The organism is Chryseobacterium sp. 2987 (assembly GCF_031456375.1).
GTDB classification, from domain to species: domain Bacteria; phylum Bacteroidota; class Bacteroidia; order Flavobacteriales; family Weeksellaceae; genus Chryseobacterium; species Chryseobacterium vaccae.
The window spans coordinates 871436-890323 of the sequence record NZ_JAVDUN010000002.1 but is presented as its reverse complement, the minus strand read 5'-3'; the positions used below and the strand labels follow the sequence as shown (position 1 = coordinate 890323).

Below are 18888 nucleotides of genomic sequence, written 5' to 3'. Positions count from 1 at the left end.
ATACACCACACCAAATCTCTTCGTTATGAAAAATATTCTTTTGGCTGTTCTTGGTATCATGATTATTCTGATTGCCATATTGCTGATTAAAACCTATACGTATCCCTTTAAAAAGAACAAAGCAGGTGTCTCTGAAGGATGGAAGTCTGTAAAAAATGATTCTGCGGTGATGCGTTTGTCAGGTGGAATCAAAATTCCTACCGTTTCTACGGGAAGTCTGGGTGTTTTTAACTATACACCTTTTGATCAGTTGAAAGAATATCTGAGAAATTCCTACCCATTAGTGTATCAGAATACTGAAAATTACGAGATCAATAACTATGCGCTGGTTTTTAAGCTGAAAGGAAGTACTTCCGGGCTTGAACCTGTTTTATTTCTTTCCCATATGGATGTAGTACCTCCCGGTGATGCTGATATAAAAAGTAAGGAGCAGAATGTTTTCAGACCGGATGATAAACCCCTTTCCGCTGTATCTAAAGTCGCTGAAGACTGGGATTTTGAACCGTTTTCAGGAGCGGTTGCCCACGGAAGAATTTATGGAAGAGGAGCAATAGATATGAAAGGAATGCTTTTTTCTTTAATGGAATCCATGAACAACATGATTAAAAGCGGACAGGTTCCCAAACGGGATATTTACCTTGCTTTTGGTTTTGATGAAGAAGTAGGAGGGCAAAAAGGAGCAGTACAGATTGCAGAACATTTCAGAAAAGCAGGATTGAAGTTTGAAGCGGTTTACGATGAAGGAGGCCTGATTATGGAAAAAGGAAATGTCGCCGGAATAGATTCAGATGTAGCAGCGGTCGGATGTGCTGAAAAAGGCTTCTTATCTGCAAAAATCAAAGTAAAAGGACTTGGAGGACATTCTTCTATGCCACCAATGGAAAGTGCTATCGGAAAAGCGGCAGTGATCATGCAGCGTCTTGAGGATCATCAGATGAAACCAGTAATTACTCCCCTGATTAAGAATTTTTTTGATAATATTGGTGGTGCTATGCCTTTTACCAGCAGACTTGCTATTGCTAATCAGTGGCTTTTGAAGCCGTTGCTTCTGTCACAGCTCACCAAAAATAATACAACAAATGCATTGGTACGGACCACAACTGCTCTCACGATGATGAAAGGCAGTGACGGAGCTAATGTTCTTTCTCCGGAAGTGGAATTTGTAGTCAATTTCAGGCTTATTCCCGGGAATTCAGTAAAAGAGGTTCGCGAGCATATTGCCAAAGCAACAGAAGGATTCGATGTTGAGGTAGAAGACATTGATAATACAAGAGAAGCTTCTGCGGTTTCACCAACAGATACCAAAGCCTACAAAATGATAGAAGCCGGAGTAAATGAGATCTATCCTGGAACCATTGTCACGCCTTACCTTACCATGGCCGCCACAGATGCTTATAAATACCAGATTGTAAGCAAAAATATTTATAGATTTATGCCTATCAAGATCAACCGTTCAGAGCAGCAGAGTATTCATAGTACTAATGAATATATCAGCATTGAAAACTATCTTAAGATGATTCATTACTTTGAATATATCATGAAAAACTACGATCAATAAGCAGATAACGTTAAAAGATAATACCTGATTGGTGCCGCAAAATATACAAAGATACCAGGTCTCCTGTGTCTTTCATTTTTCAGTCTATTATCTATCCGTCTCTTATGTATTTGTCCGTTATCTATTAATCTCAATCCTTTTCAATAAAAAAATATATTACGTCAAGTTCTGTCGCATTACTGCAATAGCTTTGCTTTATCAAAATTACAGAGCTATGGAATTGCCGTTTTATTTAAGTTTTAATGAGTTTGAAAGCCATTATTATGACAACCTTGAAAAATGGTTTGAAGAATATCATAATACCAGTGAAACCGACTACCTGCAGGCATTGGCAGACATGTACAGTCCCTATTTGTATTATAGTTTTACAGATGACAGAATTATGGCAGATGCTTCTATGGAGATTAAAGATTGTTTTTTTCCTTACTACGACAAAATAGGTCTTTCTTTCTGTACCCCTTGTGAAAACGGGAAAACGCCTAAGCCAATCAAAGGAATGAACCATATATTTGAATGGAAAACAATTACCATGATGGAGTATGCACAGCATGTTCTGGATAAAATCAACAGGTATATTTCAAAAAACAAAAACTCTATTGAAACAGGCAGTATTCATGATTATATCAATGATCGTGGCATTATTACATCCAGAGAAGGAGCCGGATATTGTGTTAACTACACCAGGCATCAGACGGCAGTTCCTTTCCTGAAAGCTTATCTTCCCCATTACGGGCAGACCGTGAATATCGCAGTGTACAGGGATTTTATTTTTTCCGCAGCTCAAATTGCAGAATATATTGACAGTAAGCTCAGCTCAGTACAGGCTTTTGAACATACTATATATGCAAAACTGAAATCAGAGGCAAAATTCAGAGTTCAGATGAGTCATCAGTTTCTGACGATCTGCAATTAATCATCCGCACCAACATTCATATCTAAATTATATTTTGCCGGAGAGCGTTAAAGCGTTTTCCAGATTAAAATCCCGATCACTTGATTGGGATTTTATTGTTTTTTATAAGGCAGATTCCAGATAAGGTCAGCAGACAGATAATGAACACCGCCTTTTTTTATACTTCGGCTGTCTCTGATGAGATCATCCATATACCCAATATCTACGGTGAAAGGAGAATGGGGAATATTAAACATATAATAAGCCGCAATACGCATTTCTCTATATCCGAAAGGAGTCCAGCCATGATCCGGATTATTCAGGTAGCTTGCAGAAAAAAGCCCTTCCGCACTTAACGCCAGTTTTTGATTGTTTTTAGAAGATAAACTGTAGGTAAGCTGGCTTTTGATACGGGTTCTTAGCTGAAAATTTTCTTCAGCTTTATTAAAATCAGCATCAAAAAACTTTCTGAACTCCTGGCGTACTGTATTTTTTAGTTTCCATCTTTTTCCAAAGTTAAAAGTATAAGCGTATCGTCCATAGATTCTGAATTCCTGTTCTGTCCCTTCTTTTTCATAAGGAGAATGACTTTCATATTTGGGCTGGCGTCGGTAGCTTATGGCATAGCTGTACTGCTGGTGAGTAGCAAACGAATGATAAACCTCATGATTTAAAACCATGATCGCCTGCTTTGAAAACAGATTATCATTGTCGGGACTGCTCTTTCGCCCTAATGCAATATAGCTTAAAGACTGCTTCTTTCCCAAAGAATCCAGCTGGCGCTTAACCCCGAAAGCCGACCAGAATGCTGTATTGGCATCTCCCAGACCCGGTGGACTGATCTGTGCTTTTACAAAACTGCCTGTACAGCCCAATAAAAATAACCCTGCGAAAATTTTTTTAATGCTAAACGTCATGATAACTTCTTCAATGTTAATATGTATGCTAGGCCAAAAGATATAAACGGAATATCCGGACTTAACAAATTTAAACAGTTAAGAAATTCAATGTTTACTCAAAATCCCTTAATACTGTTTAAAAACATGACAAAATAAGCACATGATTTAGGATAGATTTAGGAATGAAAAGAATAACAGACTAGTGAATCCCGAATTTTTTATGATAACAGTCGATGTAAATACAGTTTTGTAAAAAGATCTTATTACCCAGCATTCCTGTCATCCCGGAAAATTTCATGAGCATGTATTGGGTCTGAGAGAATCCCTCTACGTAAGTTACCTCTGTTAAAGGAATTTCTTTGTTTTTAAAACGGATGGCATTGTTGCTCTTTGCGGTATAGGAAGTCAGAATATTAGGCCTCGATTGAGCTTTTTCTATAATAATTTTTGATTGAGGTGATTTTAAATCAGTCCATTGCTCTTTGTTGGTCAGTAGTTCATAAGCGCTTGTTCCCGAATCATAAAGGAATTTTTCTTCCTTTCCTCTTAAAATACCGCGGATAATAATTTTTCTCTTCTTAAATGTAAAATCAATAAGGCTGTTTTGAAACTCCGCAGGTTCTTCAGACAGATTAAAAATGATGAAGTTTTCCTTAAAATTGATAATGCTTTTCCTGTCTTCAAGAATATCGGCTCCAAGCGTACCGATGATCTTCCCGGATTCTTTTCCCATCTCAGAAATTTTGAATTTATCGGATGAGATTTTAGTTTTTCCGATGTAGAAGGTTGATGAAGCATGGTTATCATGAACCATAATTCCTTTAATTTGTTTTATGGGTAAATGATAAAATTCTGTATACACGGCACCGGTGTCAAATTGAAGATAATAAATAGCTGTATCTCCCGAGAAACTGACAGGTACAAGTAAAGCGCTTTTATCCTTTTCCTGCCATTTCATCGGAATCTTTCCACTTTCATTTTTTACTGTTAAATAATTTTTTTCCGGAGTGAATTTCTGATTAAAATAAAAATAGCCGCCTAAAAACAGAATTACTGTAATGATTAAAATACCCGACAAAATTCTCGTGATTGCTTTCATGTTGATTTTTGTACAACATTCGGAAATCCGGACCTGTTTTTATCCCAAAGGGATATGATAGTTTTACGACAATTTTATGACTTTTATTGTAAGATGTTGTATTCCAGTATTATGTTGAATAGTTAAAATCTGTTTTTATTAATGGCTAAGACAGATAAAGAATGAATACTATTGGAGTGTTTTTTTTGATAAACGAAGCCACTTCGCTTATTTTTGAAATACCAAGTCATCTCTAAATTTATATCTTTTGAAATATCAGATAATACTCTTTGTCTGATTGCTTTTTTATTCCAGAAGACTTTAAAATCTGCATTTACAATATAAAAACAGAAAAACCTGCTGAAATTCAGCAGGTTTTGTTTGCAGAGAGGAAGGGATTCGAACCCTCGATACAGTTACCCGTATACTACCTTTCCAGGGTAGCTCCTTCAACCACTCGGACACCTCTCTAATTGAGATTGCAAAAATAGAGTATTTTCTGGAATCTGCAAATTATTTGTAAAAATTAGTTGGATATTTCTCCACAAAGGCTTTTAGCGAAATTATCAGCGAATGTTCCAGGATAACTTGGGTTGTCTATCAGGTGCATTGCCTTGGTTATCGCACTTTCTGCAGTAATATCCCTTCCGCTGATCGCTCCGATCCTTGAAAATATATTGCTGTTTTCATATTTTCCGAATGATATTCCCCCTGATATACACTGGCTTACAACCACAATCTCTGTCCCGTTGTTTCTAATAGCCTGAAGCGTTTCCTGCGTCTTTTCACTGCTGAAAATTGTTCCCGAACCGAATACCTGAAGAATTAAAACTTTCATTTTAGGAATCTCTTTGAAATGGCTGAGGTGCATCCCCGGAAAAATTCTCCAGAACAGAATATCCTCAGAAATATGTTCGTCCACATGAAATTGTATTTGAGGGTCACAACGGTAAAGATTCTCTTTGATAATATTCAGATGTACTCCGGATTGCCCAAGGATGGGGTAGTTCGGGCTGGAATATGCATCAAAATATTCAGCGGAATATTTCAGGGTTCTGTTTCCTCTCAATAATTTATATTCAAAATAGATTGCTACTTCCTGAATAACTGCTTCATCATTTTCATAAAGACTGGCATAATAAAGGCTGGTCAGAAGATTTTCCTTTGCATCAGTTCTAAGGTCGCCAATCGGAAGCTGGGAACCCGTCATGATCACAGGTTTTTTAAGTCCTTTCAGCATGAAGCTTAATGCGGAAGCAGTGTATGACATCGTATCTGTTCCGTGAAGGATCAGAAACCCGTCATAATCCTCATAATTCTTATAGATATAATTGGCGATGATTCTCCATTCCTCAGGTCCCATATCTGATGAATCCAGCGGTTTTGCGAAAGGATGTACAAAAACTTCACATTCCATTAATTTCATTTCGGGCATTTTTTCAAAAATGTTTCCAAAATCAAAGGCGCGAAGACTTCCGGTTTCATAATCTTTTTCCATACCGATGGTTCCTCCGGTATAAATGAGCAGGACTTTTCGTTTCATGAATTACTTTTTAGTAAGAATTTGAGCCTCATTCAGGTTCATAGCCCAAAATTACGTTAATTTGCAAAGATTTGAAAATGAATGAAAGCTTATCATGAAATTTTATCAGAATAAGCCGGTCATCGTAAGTGTTATATTGAACTATTGAAAAAATAACGAGATGCAGATGAAAGATTTAACGCAGACTTTTGAATATTTGAAACAATTTTTAACAGAGGAAAGACTCTCAAAAATTGAACATTTTTCCCAGGAAAGTTCAGATTTTGTGCTGCCGGTTGTAGAAGATATCTATCAGTTTAGAAACGCGGCGGCCATCGTACGTTCGGTAGAGGCCTGCGGTTTTCATAAAGTGGTGGCATTACAGGAAGAATACAGCTTTGAACCCAACCTCCGCGTAACAAAAGGGGCAGACACCTGGGTGGAAGTAGAAAAACTTCCCCGAAATATGGAATCTTTTCAGAAAATTAAAGACAGAGGATACAAAATTGTAGTTGTTTCTTTAGAAAATAACGCAAAAATGCTTCCTGAATACGAAATTACAGAACCTATTGCTTTGGTTTTCGGAACCGAAATGGAAGGCGTTTCTCAGGAAATTCTGGAATTTGCAGATGAGACACTGGCCATTCCGATGTATGGTTTTACGAGAAGTTTTAATGTTTCTGTAGCGGCTTCAATCTGTATGTATGAATTGAAACAGAAGCTCATAAAATCTGATATTGATTATAAATTAGATGAAGAAAAGCTGTTAAGAATGAAAATACTTTGGGCCGTCAATTCAATAAGAAGCGGGCAGCAGATCTTCGATAAATATCTCAAAGAACACAATCTTGAGATATAGTATAAGTTATTTTGAGTTGCCCCTTTAAGTTTTAAGAAATCTGCTCAATCCGTGCAATCTGTGGGGACTTCAAAAAAAATAAACTTTTAAGGGATTGATCAATTTTACGTTGGAAAACGCAGTAGAGCAAGGGTTTTAAATTTTATTCTGCTTTAAGGCACAAGAAAACGAAAGGTTTTTCAGCAAATAATTTTCGGGCTTACTAAATAGGGTTTCCATAGATTCCTCAGATTTCAAAGAAAAAAATCTGTGGTCATCTGTGTGATCAGTGGGAGCTGAATAAAAAATATACATAATCTGCAAAGTCTGTGAGAACCGGGAAAATAGAAATTCATGCATCAGGGGCAATATGAAAACTTAAACACTTTCCATATTAAAATAATTCCATGCTGCTACAAATACTCCGGCTGTTTCTGTTCTTAATCTCTGGTTCCCCAATGAAACGGCTTTAACCTTATTTTCGGCTAAAAATGAGATCTCTTTTTCAGAAAAATCACCTTCCGGGCCGATTAAAAAAGTAAGCTGCTCCAATGAAGGAATAGCTTTAAGTTCAGTTCTTTCAAGATTTTCATGGCAATGCGCCACAAAGGTATGTTCCGGATTACTATTTTTTAAGAAATCAGTAAGCTTTATCAGATCATTGATCACAGGGAAATGAAACCTCAGGCTTTGTTTGGAGGCAGCAACAGCCTGTTTTCTGATTTTATCGATATTGATATTCTTACGCTCTGTTTTTTCTGTTACAATAATACTAATCTCTGAAACTCCCATTTCCACAGCTTTCTCCACAAAAAACTCAATTCTGTCTATATTCTTTGTAGGAGCAATAGCAATATGAAGCTTCGGACTGAATCCCGGAAGATTAGTTTTTATCTCGGAAACTTCTATTCCTGCTTTTTTACCTTCAATCAACAGCTGGCCTGAAGCAAGATTTCCTTTCCCATCGGTCACATGAATTTCTTCATCATTCTTCATCCTCAGCACTTTCACAATATGCTGCTGCTCATCATCATTAATGGTTACCGTGTTGTTTTCTATAGATCCGTAAAATAGTTTCATAAAAATGGGTGTTGTTCACAAAGTACAAAGGCTAATCAGTCCTTTTATAAATCATATTTCGCTGTAGCCGTTGTTCTGAGATCCGTAAATTCTCCTCTTTCAAATTTCAGCTGAGCTACCATAGCAATCATGGCTGCATTGTCTGTAGTATATTCAAATTTTGGAATGTAAATATTCCAGCCCAGTTTTTCTTTGTTGTCTTCCATCGCTTTTCTTAAAGCAGAATTAGCAGATACACCGCCGGCAATGGCAACTTCTTTGATGTTTAAATCGCTGGCCGCTTTTTCAAGCTTGTTCATAAGGATTTCTATGATGGTTTTTTGTACGGATGCACACAGATCATTGAGATTTTCCTTGATAAAATCCGGGTTTTTTCTAACTTCTTTCTGAATGAAATAAAGAACTGAAGTTTTGATACCACTGAACGAATAATCGTACTGCTGCATTTTAGGCTTGTTAAACGTAAAGGCATCAGGATTTCCCTCTTTGGCGAGCCTGTCAATAATAGGTCCGGCAGGGTAATCAAGATCGAAAATTTTTCCGATTTTGTCAAAGGCTTCTCCCGCAGCATCATCGATTGTTTTCCCGATAATTTCCATATTGAAATAATCTTTAACCAGTACAATCATGGTATGTCCGCCGCTTACCGTAAGACACAGAAAGGGGAATTTAGGCGGCATAGGATTTGCATCCTCAATAAAATGGGCTAAAATATGGGCCTGAAGGTGATTTACTTCTATTAATGGTACGTTTAAACTCATTGCCAGAGACTTGGCAAAGGAGGTGCCTACAAGAAGAGATCCCAAAAGTCCGGGGCCGCGTGTAAATCCTATAGCAGAAATGGCATTTTGTTGTATATTTGCTTTAGTAATAGATTTTTCAACAACGGGGATTATATTTTGCTGATGTGCTCGCGATGCCAGTTCGGGAACCACACCACCGTATTCTTTATGGATGGCCTGATTCGCAGCAATGTTCGACAAAATGCAGTTTCCCTTGATGATAGCTGCTGAGGTGTCGTCGCAGGACGATTCAATACCTAAAATTATAGAGTCGCTCATAATAATGGCAAAGTTAGAGAATAATAACGAGAATGAGAATAAAAAATCAGTAGCTGAAAACATAAGTGATCAGGTACAAAAGACTGTTGATAATGTAGAAGGTGCTGTGAAAGAAACAGTTAAAGAGGCGTCTGAACTGGCATCGGATGCTATTCACCATCCGGTAGAAACTGCTGAAGAGTTTGGAAAACAGGCCATGAAAGACGTCACCAGTTATTCCTGGTGGGCGAAACTTCTTCTCATCCTTTTTTGGCTGGGCGTTATTCTTGTAGGTGGTGTTCTTATTGTAATTAATCTCCCTGCAACCAAGCAGTGGGCAGCGGATCAGGCTCTTCAGATTGTTAACAAAGATTTTAAAGCCGATATGTCTACAGAAAGTGTAGACGTTAATTATTTTGGAAATGTAACGATAAAAGGACTGAAGGTTAAAGACTACAAAGGACTGGAATTTATCACAGCAAAAGAGTTCCGTGCTAATTCAGACTGGATGTCTCTTGCTTATAATGCCATCTCGGGAAACAGCAATTCTTTAAGCTTTAACTCTCTCACACTTGTGAACGCAGATGTTAAAGTAATTACCTATAAAGGAGACAGTATTTCGAATTTTATCAGGTTTACAGAATTGTTTGACAGCGGGAAAAAAAGAGATCCGAAGAAACCTCCCTTTCAGTTGAATTCCCGCGTGCAGATCATCGATTCAAAAGTATCAATCATTAATCAAAACTCTCCCGGAGATCCCGGAAAATGGCTTACTGCAACAAAATTTAATCTTAAAGCGCCCAACGTAAAGGTGAACGGACCTAATGTTTCAGCATTGATCAATAATATGTCCTTCGTTACATCAAGATGGGGAAAATCTCATTTTGTAGATACGTTTTCAACCGAACTTTCTTTAACACATCAATTCCTTTCATTAAAAGATCTGACCTTAAATACAGATCACTCACTACTGCAGGGAAATATTAAATTTAATCTTAATAACGGTTCATGGGCGGGTTTTGCAGACCGTGTGCGCTGGGATATGGATATCCACCAGGGAAGCCAGCTTAGCGGATATGATATCAGCTATTTTGTAACCAACTGGGATAATTTCAAACCCTTTAACCTGGCAGGGAAAATGACGGGACCATTAAATAAGTTCCATCTTGAAAACTTCCTGATCAGAAACCCTGATGTGAATATTGCAACCAGTACCATGAAAGTAGACAGGCTGCTGAAAGGAAATTTCTCTATTGAAACCAACGATCTTTCCGCAGACTTTACCTACAAAGATCTTAAAGCAATGATGCCTTCATTCATTGCCAAAAAAATGAAAAATTTTGCCGATGATTTCGGTAAACTGAAATACAACGGTGCTGCAAAAGTAAATCCACAGCAGGTGTATGTATCATCAGGAAACCTGATAACGGGAATCGGGCAGGCAAAGATTTCAAAGTTTTCTCTTACGGACTACAGTACGGCAATGCCTAAATATTCCGGATATGCTGAGGTAAAGGATCTGAATACTTCGGTAATTACAAAAAATAAAACAGTAGGTCTTATTTCCGGTAAATTTGACATTAACGGGCAGAGTTTTGATGTCAATACCATGCGTCTGACTACAAAATCCCAGATCTCCAGTATTGAGATTATGGATAAGGAAATTAATAATCTGTATCTTGACGGACTTTTAGACCATAAAAAATACAACGGACTGATCACGGTAAATGATGAACAGGCCAAAGCAACAATTAAAGGGCTTATTGATTTCAGTACTTCAAAGGTGGCGATGAATGTGAATGCAGATGTCAGCTATCTCAACATGAATTATTTCACCAACAAACCCGGAAACCAGATTGTTAGTGGAAAGGTAGATGGCAAAATGGCCATGTCTTCCATGAATGATCTTACTCTGGATGTTGATGCCAGCGATCTTCATTTCGCAACGGCTACTCAAAAATATGTAATCCCTAAAGCTAAGGCTAAAACGTTCATTGAAGCAGGAGGAAGGGTTATAGAAATTGATGCACCGGGAGCCGCAAGCGGGAAAATCTCCGGAAAATATAACCTGGCAGACCTTGCCGGAATGGTAGAAAACGGAATCGGAAAAATATTGGTGGGACCTCCGCCAAGAAAGCTGTACCGAGGACAAAGCTTTACCATGAATTTCGATGTTCAGCAGGGAGTAATTAATTATTTTCTTCCGGATCTGAAACTGCCACAGGGCGCTGTTGTAGAAGGTGAGTACGACGGAAATTCAAACAACCTGACCCTAAATCTGGATGCCGCTTCTTTAAAATATATCATGACGAAGAAAGAAGAGGTTTCGGATGCTGATAAAGCATTGGCTGCTGCCAATCCAGAATATAAGATCAACGACCGGACCAATATCTCCAGAGACAGTGCCATGATCGATAGTGTTATGGTAAGGATCAATACAGCGAATCTTGATGAACAAGTTTATGCAAGAATTGCAAGGCTGGAATATAATAAAAATGTCATCAAGAATTTTGAACTGAAAGGGAAAAATGAAAACGGAACCGCTTTACATCTTGCAACAACATTCAAGCATGGAAGTCCTGAAGATGAAACGGATGATAATCTTAAAGCATATGCGATCAATGTAGATCAGTCTACCAATGCTGCGGGAGATTATGTTTTTAAATTTGAACCTACAGAAGTGAAGTTCAATGATGTAACATGGGCTATAGATACAAGTCCGGAGCTGGATCACTCTATTACTTACAGAAGGAAGACGGAAGATTTTGATATCCGGAATCTTAGGGTATATTCGGATAAAAGTGCATTGTTTATTAAAGAGGCACAGTTTAAATCGATAAAGGACTTTTACGTAGATGCGGATATCCATGATTTTGCTATTGAAAAACTTCTTGAAATGAAGTCTGGCGGAAATCCTATGGATATTAAGGGACTTGCCAACGGAAGTGTAAAGATCAGAATGGATAAGAGCACGCTGCAGCCTTTGGTGGACCTTACTGTGGATGATATTATGATGAACGGTAATGATATGGGAGATCTTACCATTTCGGCCACAAACGGGTTCTCACTTAACGTTTATGACATTGATGTAAAGGTTAATTCTGCAGGGATCATCGGAAATAATAATCTGAACCTTACGGGTACCGTAAATAACAATACAGCATCACCAACTATTGATCTTACCGCAGAAATGCGCGATTTTGATCTTGGCTTTACCCAGCAGTTTGTACAGTCTATTTTCGGAAATCTGAGAGGGAAAGCAACGGGAGATCTTAAAATCAGCGGAAAGTTCAGTGATCTGGATTATAGTGGAGATATTGCTCTGAAGGATTTTGGTTTGAAACTCTTATTTACCGGGGTAGATTATTCATTTGATGATACGGTAATCGGTCTTTCAAGAGGACTTGCAATTCTTAACAATATTGAAGTGCATGACGGGAGATCCAATTCTAAAGGAACAATTTCCGGTGCTATCCAGTTTGAAACGCTTTCCTCAATGGGTGTCAACCTGATCATGAGGGCTGATAATCTCTTGATGCTGAATACCACACAAAAGGATTTTGATTTATTCTGGGGAAGGGTTTACGGACAGGGAGATTTGTATGTGGATGGCCCTGTTTCGGGCTTGAATATTTCTACGCCTAACATGAAGGCCCTGAACGGGAGTACTTTCACATTTAATTCCAGCTCAACTTCTAATGTTGAAGAATTTAAAATGCTGAGATTCCTGAAAGAAGGAAAAGACGGATTAATTACTCTGGAAGAAAAGAAAAGAACCGGAGCTAATATGAATATTGACTTCAGTCTTGATGTAGATAAAGGAACCACCGTGAATGTTCTTGTAGGAGATGATGTAGGAAACATTTCTGTAAAAGGGACGGCGGATAGACTTCGTTTCCAGATGGGAAGACAGGGAAATATTGCCATGAATGGTACCTATAAAGTGGATAACGGAACTTTTGTTTCTAAAGCGATTCTGAATAAAACCTTCCAGATAGAAAAGAACAGCAGCATCAGATGGGACGGAGACGCTATGAAACCAGCGTTGGATATTAAAGCCAATTATGTAAGAATGGTTTCCAATGCCGGAGAATATTTAAGTATAGGAAGATTGCAGCCAATCAGTGTACTGCTTCAGGCCAGTATTACCCAAAGCCTTATTAACCCTAAAATAGATCTGGATGTAACAGCCTTGGATGTTTCCAGCCAGGTAAAAGAAACGTTGGCTGCCAAGATGAGCCAGGAGGGGGAAAAAGTACTTCAGTTTGGTTCTGTACTGCTCCTGAGTACCTTTAATGTATCGAATACCGGCGGAGTAGGATTTGATGTGGCAGGTGTTGCAGAGTCTTCGGGGTATAATATGCTTCTTAAGCAGCTGGGGTCGGTTCTGAATACCATGAGTAATGAATTCCAGATTGACCTTAATTATGTAAAAGGAGATCAGAACTCTAATACAGGAGACAGGGCCAATGCCGGAGTAAGCGTAGCGCTTTCACCGAGAGTGAATATTAAAACCGGGCTTGGTATTCCACTGAATAAAACAGAAAGTACCCAGAACAATTATCTGTCCGGTGAGGGCTCTATTGAATACGATATTTCCAAGAAAAATGATGGAAGCCTTATCCTGAGAGGATATTCCAAGCCTACCAACATTGGTATGGTGAGTACTAATGGTTCTGCAAATCAGGCGTATGGCGGGGGTGTTGTATGGAGCAAAAGCTTTAATTCTTTATTTAAAAAGAAGAAAAAAGATAAAAAACCGGCAGAGTCTAAATCGGAAATAAAAACAGATTCTACAAAATCAGGTAGTAAATAATCGTAATATTTTAATGATTTTTATCATCTGTGTTAATTATTGTTAATATTTGATATAATTTTTTTAGTTAAATTATTTTTTATAAATTTGCAAAAAATACATAGATTTTTTAAGAAAATTGTAATTTAACTAATATGAACTATCAACTGGACGAAATAGACAAGAAGATTCTTGATTTCTTAGTAGAGAACACAAGAATGCCTTTTACTGAAATTGCTAAACAGATGGATGTTTCCGCTGGTACAATTCACGTAAGAGTGAAAAAAATGGAAGATGCAGGTATTATTTTGGGATCATCTCTTAACATCGATTATGGTAAGCTGGACTATCACTTTACAGCTTTCATCGGGATTCTTTTGACAAAATCAAACCGTACTCAGGAAGTACTGAAAGAATTGTCAACAATTCCTAACGTAATTGAAGCGAGTGTTATCTCTGGAAAATACAATATTTTCTGTAAAGTAAGAGCAAAAAACACCGATGACGCAAAGAGAATTATCTATCAGATAGATGACATTCAGGATGTAATGAGAACGGAAAGTATGATCTCTATGGAGGAGTACTTGAGTGATAAAAACAGATTGATCAACGCTATTTCTGTTTAATTCAAATTTTAAACGAATAATATATCCAAAGAACTTATGAAATTACTCATAAGTTCTTTATTTTTGTACCTATGGAAGAATACAGCTATTTTGACGAAGATCCGAAGAAAGGATGGGGATTTATTCTGGCGTTTGCAGCCTTGATGCTGTTTACGATTATGGGACTGGGAATTGATGTGGATGAATATCTTCAGCATGAATATCTTCAGATTCCGAGGTGGTATTTCTACGTTATTTTTTCCATAGATGCCCTGATGATGATTGGCCTTATTCTGATGCTGTTCTACAGGAAAATCGGCATTTACATGTTCCCGGCATTGCTTGTGCTGCATTTCTTTATGCATAATTATTATCTGTCTACATTCCTGTATACTGATGTAACCAATCTTTTCCTTTTTACAGGATTTGGAATGCTGGCGATTATCCCGAAGTGGAAGTTTTTCAGGTAAATTGTAGCTACGGCTTATAATAATTGATCGCTTTTTGTTTCAGCGGGTTTTTGCTCCATTCTTCCCATTTTCCGGTATAAGGATCATATCCGCATTTTAGAGGCTTTGAGCTATCTAAACCTTGATCGGTATGAGTTCTTTCCGTATAAGCCCTGCAATCTGTGCAGACATACCTGAATTCACAATCTTTGCAGACTTCAATGTGATCTTTGGTTAGATTCCAGTATTTTTTGAACCCAGGTTGCCGTAAAGCTTCTTCAAGACTGGAATTGTATATATTACCATACACTTCCGGCATTAAAGGACAGTTTTTAATGTTTCCATCAATATCAATCCCTATTTTTTTATGAAGACAGGAGTTGTGATTGATAGCTTCCAGTACTTTAGGTTGGTTGGTGTTGAAATATTTAAAATTGACCTTTCCACAAGAAGAGATTTCAAGTTCTTCCTGAACAAAACTAACAGTAAACCTGAATTTGTTTTTTGTCCGGAGATGAGTTTTTTTACATTTATAAAAAACGAGATTTAAAATTCTGGAAGTGGTATCATTCAAAATGTTTAGAGAATCTTGATCAATACAAGATGAAAAAGGTGAAAATATTTGAATACTATTTATTACCGATTCTATAAAGATGGTATCAATGGCCTGAAGTTCACTTACAGAAAGTTCTTTTCTACAGTAGATATTGAGATGTTTTACTCCGAGATTGTCAATAGATTGCTTTATCTTATGCAATACAGAGATATCATTTATTTCTATAAAAATATTGGATATTTCAACCGCATTCTGAAACTGATTAGACAGAGGAATGACGTTTTTATTCCAGTTCCCATTAGTCAGGAAACCATATTCCTGTTCAAGCAATACATCAATATATTCCTGAACAATCTGTTGAGATTCCTCTGCATAATCTTGTAAAATATGCTCAATGGAATTTATTTTTAGTTCCTCAATGATTTCGTAAAGTTCAATGGGATATAGTTCTGATTTATTCCTTTGAAGATCAGAAATAAGGATTCTATTAACTCCTTTAGTAACCAGAATATTGCTGAATAAATTGAAATAGGTCATAGTAATCTCACAAATGATTTTTCAGGTTCTTCGATGAGTAGAAAATCAGTCTGGTGCTTTTTTGATTTTGTGTAATAAGCGATTTGAACAGATTTTCGGATTGTTTTTTTTCTTTTGATAATTTCCAGATAGTTGAAAGTGAGCGGAAGCTTATTTTTCTCATTAATTATATTTTTCATCGGATGTAGTGTGATGGTTTACGACAGGTATTCAGCAATTTCTTTGTCTAATAAATAGTTACAGCAACTGGACAGGTGCATGAACTGCCCTACAGGATTTACTTCAAGAAAATAATATGCTTCATCACTTTTTATAAAATCCAGAGAACCGCTGTTTAAGTCCAGAGATTTCATTAAAAAATGTATTTTTTCCTCAATACTTGCAGGCAGCTGATAGGGAACATTTCTGTTAGGCTTATCGTCGTTGTATTTTCTGTAATCGACTTCGGTTTGTTTATCATTTTGTGAAAATATAGCCATAGACCAGCATCTGTCATTCAGATAAAATGTTCTGATTTCATAATCTTTCTTTATTTTTTCCTGAAAAAAAGAAATGAAAAAGTTGGTTTCATGTTCATTGACAATACTGGTATACATTACCCCATCTGTATTTTTTTTGAGATCTTTCAATGTAGGATTTCCGGAAATGGGTTTAACGATGGTGTTTCCTAATTCTACGTAATTAGTATTGTCAGAAAGAAAGTAAGGAGGAATATCCAGACCCGCTTCTTTTGCTTTTTCAAGAACAATCAGCTTATTAACCTTGCTATTCACTTGCTTATTAATATGTTTTTTAGATTCCAATATTTTTAAAACATAATCTTCCAGCCAATGTTGGGTTTCATTCATGTGCTGGTCTACTGCTTCGTTGAAATACCGGAATCGTCCGAACTTTAGCCCCCCTCTTCTGTACCATACACTGGAGATATCGTCAAGAAAAAAAGCATTGCGGGAGCTTTCCAGAAAAATTTTCTGTTGATGGATCTTGATTTCAAAAAATTCATCTTCATGAACCCGAATGAATTTTTTATCCATTGCATGCAGCCACTCAATAACGCATTCGGTAGCTCCTTCCTTATTATTGGATATAATGAGTATCATTATCAGTTTCTGGTTTTATAGATTTTGTTTTAAGTGGAGATCTGTCCATTATTTTCTATTCTCAGTAATTAATACAGGCTTAGAAGATTCCTTTATAATGATGTTGGTATGTTTTATACTAGGTAATCCTATACTTTTTCTGTTACGGTTGGTTTGTGCGGAATCTCTTGAAACACCGGGATTAAAAAGATATATAGGCTCTTTATTGTTCATTAAGGCTACATTGTCTACCATCAATGCATAATCACGGGGAGCACAGTCTCCTGATTTTATATATCCGTACAATCTGGATTTTATTTCCGGGTAATATTTTTTTGTTTCGTTCATGTGGGTAATAAAAGTAGTCATAGCAAAAAAAGTATTATCATGCCCCATTGTACCCATTTTTTGCGGAGTAGGACCATATTTATTAAAAACCCATATCAGAAATCGTGAATTTTTTTCCACATTTCTTCTTGCCAAGGCTGTATCAAGAGGCCTTCCTTCCTGATCTCTTCTCATGGCAACGGTAAATGAATCTATAAGCGTCTGATTCAAATCCTTTTTCCAATCTGCAATCTTTTCTTTTAGGCTAAGGCTGTCCATTCCATATTTTTTAAACAATGGAAAATATTGCTTGTAGTATTCTCCATAGGGTGCTATTAAAGGGATGAGTTTTTTAAGTCCCTTTTTACCGCCAAAATCTATGTTATACTTATCTGCAAGCTGAATATAGGTCTCATATTCCCGGGTACGCTCCAGATTTCGGGGCTCATATTCGTCGAACAGCTTTTTATATTCTTCTGCCGCCAGTTTGGGATTTCCTGCCATTCTGTATATACTGTCAATCTCATTAACTTTTTGATAATAGAGAATATAATTAACATCTTTCTTTTTACAGCTGATTGTAAAGCCAAAGAATAGAATTAATAAAAGTTTTAAGACAAAAATATATCGATAGTTCATAGTGATCAATGTATTTCAATTTAAGACAAGAATGAAATTCATCCTATGCTCTAAAGTTTTGTAAGATTATTATTGATCAATTGTTTTGAAAAAATCTCTTCTAAGAGCAGCGGTGTGTTTTAGGCTCGGAAGGCCTATGCTTTTTCTGTTGCGATTGATCTTGGCAGAATCAGTTGATACACCCGGGGCAAATCTGTATAATCCTTCTTTATCATAAAGAAAAGCATCAACATCTACCATCAAAGCATAATCACGGGGAAGACAGTCTCCTGATTTTATATATTCATATAATTTAGATTTTATAAAGGGATATTCCTTTGCTTCTACCATATGGGTAAGAAAGGTTGGCATAGCAAAAAAAGTATTATCATGCCCCGTTGTTCCCATTTTTTGTGGAGTAGGATAGCCATATTTATTAAACGTCCAGATAAGAAGTTTTGCATTTTTTCGTACATTAGGCATTGACACAGCGCTATCAAACGGTCTTCCCAATGGGTCTCTTTTCATAGCTATTGTAAAAGAATCAATGAGTGTTTGGTTTAAGCTTTTTTTCCAGTTTGCAATCTGATCCTTTACATACAGGCTGTCAACCCCATATTTTTTGAAAAGCGGAAAATATTTTTTACAATTGCCACCATGTTGAGCATCCAAAAGAATCAGCTTTTTCAGGCTCTCTTTTCCTCCGAAATCGATATTATATCGATCAGCTAATGTTATATAGGTCTCATATTCATTGATTCTTTCCTGGTTTTTAGGTTCATATTCTCCCGCCTCGAAAAATTTTTTGTATTCTTCTGCCGCCAGTTTGGGATTATTGGCCAGTCTGTAAATGCTGTCAATTTCATTAACCTTTTGGTAATAAAGAATATAATTGATGCTCTTCTTTTGGCAGCTGCTTATTGATAGAAAAAAATAGAGGAATAATAAAGATTTAATAATTATATTTTGACCATTCATATTTCTAAAGTCTATTTTAAATATAAAGGAGGAAATT

At 36.8% G+C, this 18888-nt stretch carries 15 protein-coding genes and 1 tRNA gene; 6 read left to right on the top strand and 10 right to left on the bottom strand.

Going from position 1 to position 18888, the window contains the following annotated elements; genetic code table 11:
• Nucleotides 1–25: 25 nt before the first annotated feature.
• Nucleotides 26–1558: a M20/M25/M40 family metallo-hydrolase gene (locus tag J2Y40_RS09080; RefSeq protein WP_309998490.1), complete on the top strand. Its 1533-nt coding sequence runs from the start codon at nucleotides 26–28 to the stop codon at nucleotides 1556–1558.
• A gap of 214 nt (nucleotides 1559–1772) precedes the next feature.
• Entirely contained in the window at nucleotides 1773–2471 is a 699-nt protein-coding gene (locus J2Y40_RS09075) for a hypothetical protein (RefSeq protein ID WP_153398385.1), read from the top strand.
• A 92-nt stretch (nucleotides 2472–2563) separates the two neighbouring features.
• Here J2Y40_RS09075 and J2Y40_RS09070 read toward each other — a convergent pair whose 3' ends face one another.
• From J2Y40_RS09070 to J2Y40_RS09055, 4 genes are all read right to left on the bottom strand, one after another.
• Complete coding sequence (locus J2Y40_RS09070; RefSeq protein WP_153398387.1) at nucleotides 2564–3367, bottom strand: DUF2490 domain-containing protein; 804 nt, start codon at nucleotides 3365–3367, stop codon at nucleotides 2564–2566.
• Between the two features lie 181 nt (nucleotides 3368–3548).
• On the bottom strand, nucleotides 3549–4448 hold the full coding sequence (locus J2Y40_RS09065) for a hypothetical protein (RefSeq protein WP_153398388.1): 900 nt from the start codon (nucleotides 4446–4448) through the stop codon (nucleotides 3549–3551).
• A gap of 363 nt (nucleotides 4449–4811) precedes the next feature.
• Nucleotides 4812–4898, bottom strand: a tRNA-Ser gene (locus J2Y40_RS09060).
• Between the two features lie 55 nt (nucleotides 4899–4953).
• Nucleotides 4954–5970 (bottom strand): asparaginase, encoded by a 1017-nt coding sequence (locus tag J2Y40_RS09055; protein ID WP_153398390.1) that lies wholly within the window; start codon nucleotides 5968–5970, stop codon nucleotides 4954–4956.
• Nucleotides 5971–6136: 166 nt separating this feature from the next.
• Here J2Y40_RS09055 and J2Y40_RS09050 point away from each other — a divergent pair, with 166 nt between their 5' ends.
• A complete protein-coding gene (locus J2Y40_RS09050; RefSeq protein ID WP_231128736.1) occupies nucleotides 6137–6808 on the top strand; it encodes an RNA methyltransferase in 672 nt (223 codons plus the stop codon).
• Between the two features lie 357 nt (nucleotides 6809–7165).
• Here J2Y40_RS09050 and J2Y40_RS09045 read toward each other — a convergent pair whose 3' ends face one another.
• Together J2Y40_RS09045 and tsaD are read right to left on the bottom strand one after the other, a co-directional pair.
• Nucleotides 7166–7867, bottom strand: a complete 702-nt coding sequence (locus J2Y40_RS09045; RefSeq protein WP_153398394.1) for a 16S rRNA (uracil(1498)-N(3))-methyltransferase — start codon at nucleotides 7865–7867, stop codon at nucleotides 7166–7168.
• 44 nt (nucleotides 7868–7911) lie between these two features.
• Nucleotides 7912–8928, bottom strand: coding sequence for a tRNA (adenosine(37)-N6)-threonylcarbamoyltransferase complex transferase subunit TsaD (gene tsaD, locus J2Y40_RS09040; protein WP_153398396.1), 1017 nt, complete (start codon nucleotides 8926–8928; stop codon nucleotides 7912–7914).
• Nucleotides 8929–8932: 4 nt separating this feature from the next.
• Here tsaD and J2Y40_RS09035 point away from each other — a divergent pair, with 4 nt between their 5' ends.
• The 3 genes from J2Y40_RS09035 to J2Y40_RS09025 all read left to right on the top strand — a co-directional run bounded on the left by J2Y40_RS09035 (nucleotide 8933) and on the right by J2Y40_RS09025 (nucleotide 14777).
• Nucleotides 8933–13723 carry a translocation/assembly module TamB gene (locus tag J2Y40_RS09035; RefSeq protein ID WP_309998485.1) on the top strand — a complete coding sequence of 1597 codons (4791 nt, stop codon included), beginning with the start codon at nucleotides 8933–8935 and terminating at the stop codon, nucleotides 13721–13723.
• Nucleotides 13724–13857: 134 nt separating this feature from the next.
• Nucleotides 13858–14328 carry an Lrp/AsnC family transcriptional regulator gene (locus J2Y40_RS09030; protein WP_029298841.1) on the top strand — a complete coding sequence of 157 codons (471 nt, stop codon included), beginning with the start codon at nucleotides 13858–13860 and terminating at the stop codon, nucleotides 14326–14328.
• 71 nt (nucleotides 14329–14399) lie between these two features.
• The gene (locus tag J2Y40_RS09025) at nucleotides 14400–14777 is read left to right on the top strand and encodes a hypothetical protein (protein WP_153398400.1); all 378 of its coding nucleotides are present in this window, start codon (nucleotides 14400–14402) and stop codon (nucleotides 14775–14777) included.
• A 7-nt stretch (nucleotides 14778–14784) separates the two neighbouring features.
• Here J2Y40_RS09025 and gwsS read toward each other — a convergent pair whose 3' ends face one another.
• The 4 genes from gwsS to J2Y40_RS09005 all read right to left on the bottom strand — a co-directional run bounded on the left by gwsS (nucleotide 14785) and on the right by J2Y40_RS09005 (nucleotide 18851).
• Nucleotides 14785–15849: a grasp-with-spasm system SPASM domain peptide maturase gene (gene gwsS / locus J2Y40_RS09020; RefSeq protein ID WP_309998482.1), complete on the bottom strand. Its 1065-nt coding sequence runs from the start codon at nucleotides 15847–15849 to the stop codon at nucleotides 14785–14787.
• 197 nt (nucleotides 15850–16046) lie between these two features.
• Nucleotides 16047–16949, bottom strand: coding sequence for a grasp-with-spasm system ATP-grasp peptide maturase (gene gwsG, locus J2Y40_RS09015; RefSeq protein ID WP_309998480.1), 903 nt, complete (start codon nucleotides 16947–16949; stop codon nucleotides 16047–16049).
• A gap of 48 nt (nucleotides 16950–16997) precedes the next feature.
• Complete coding sequence (locus tag J2Y40_RS09010) at nucleotides 16998–17894, bottom strand: hypothetical protein (RefSeq protein ID WP_309998478.1); 897 nt, start codon at nucleotides 17892–17894, stop codon at nucleotides 16998–17000.
• A 69-nt stretch (nucleotides 17895–17963) separates the two neighbouring features.
• Nucleotides 17964–18851 carry a hypothetical protein gene (locus J2Y40_RS09005; protein WP_309998477.1) on the bottom strand — a complete coding sequence of 296 codons (888 nt, stop codon included), beginning with the start codon at nucleotides 18849–18851 and terminating at the stop codon, nucleotides 17964–17966.
• Nucleotides 18852–18888 lie beyond the last annotated feature (37 nt).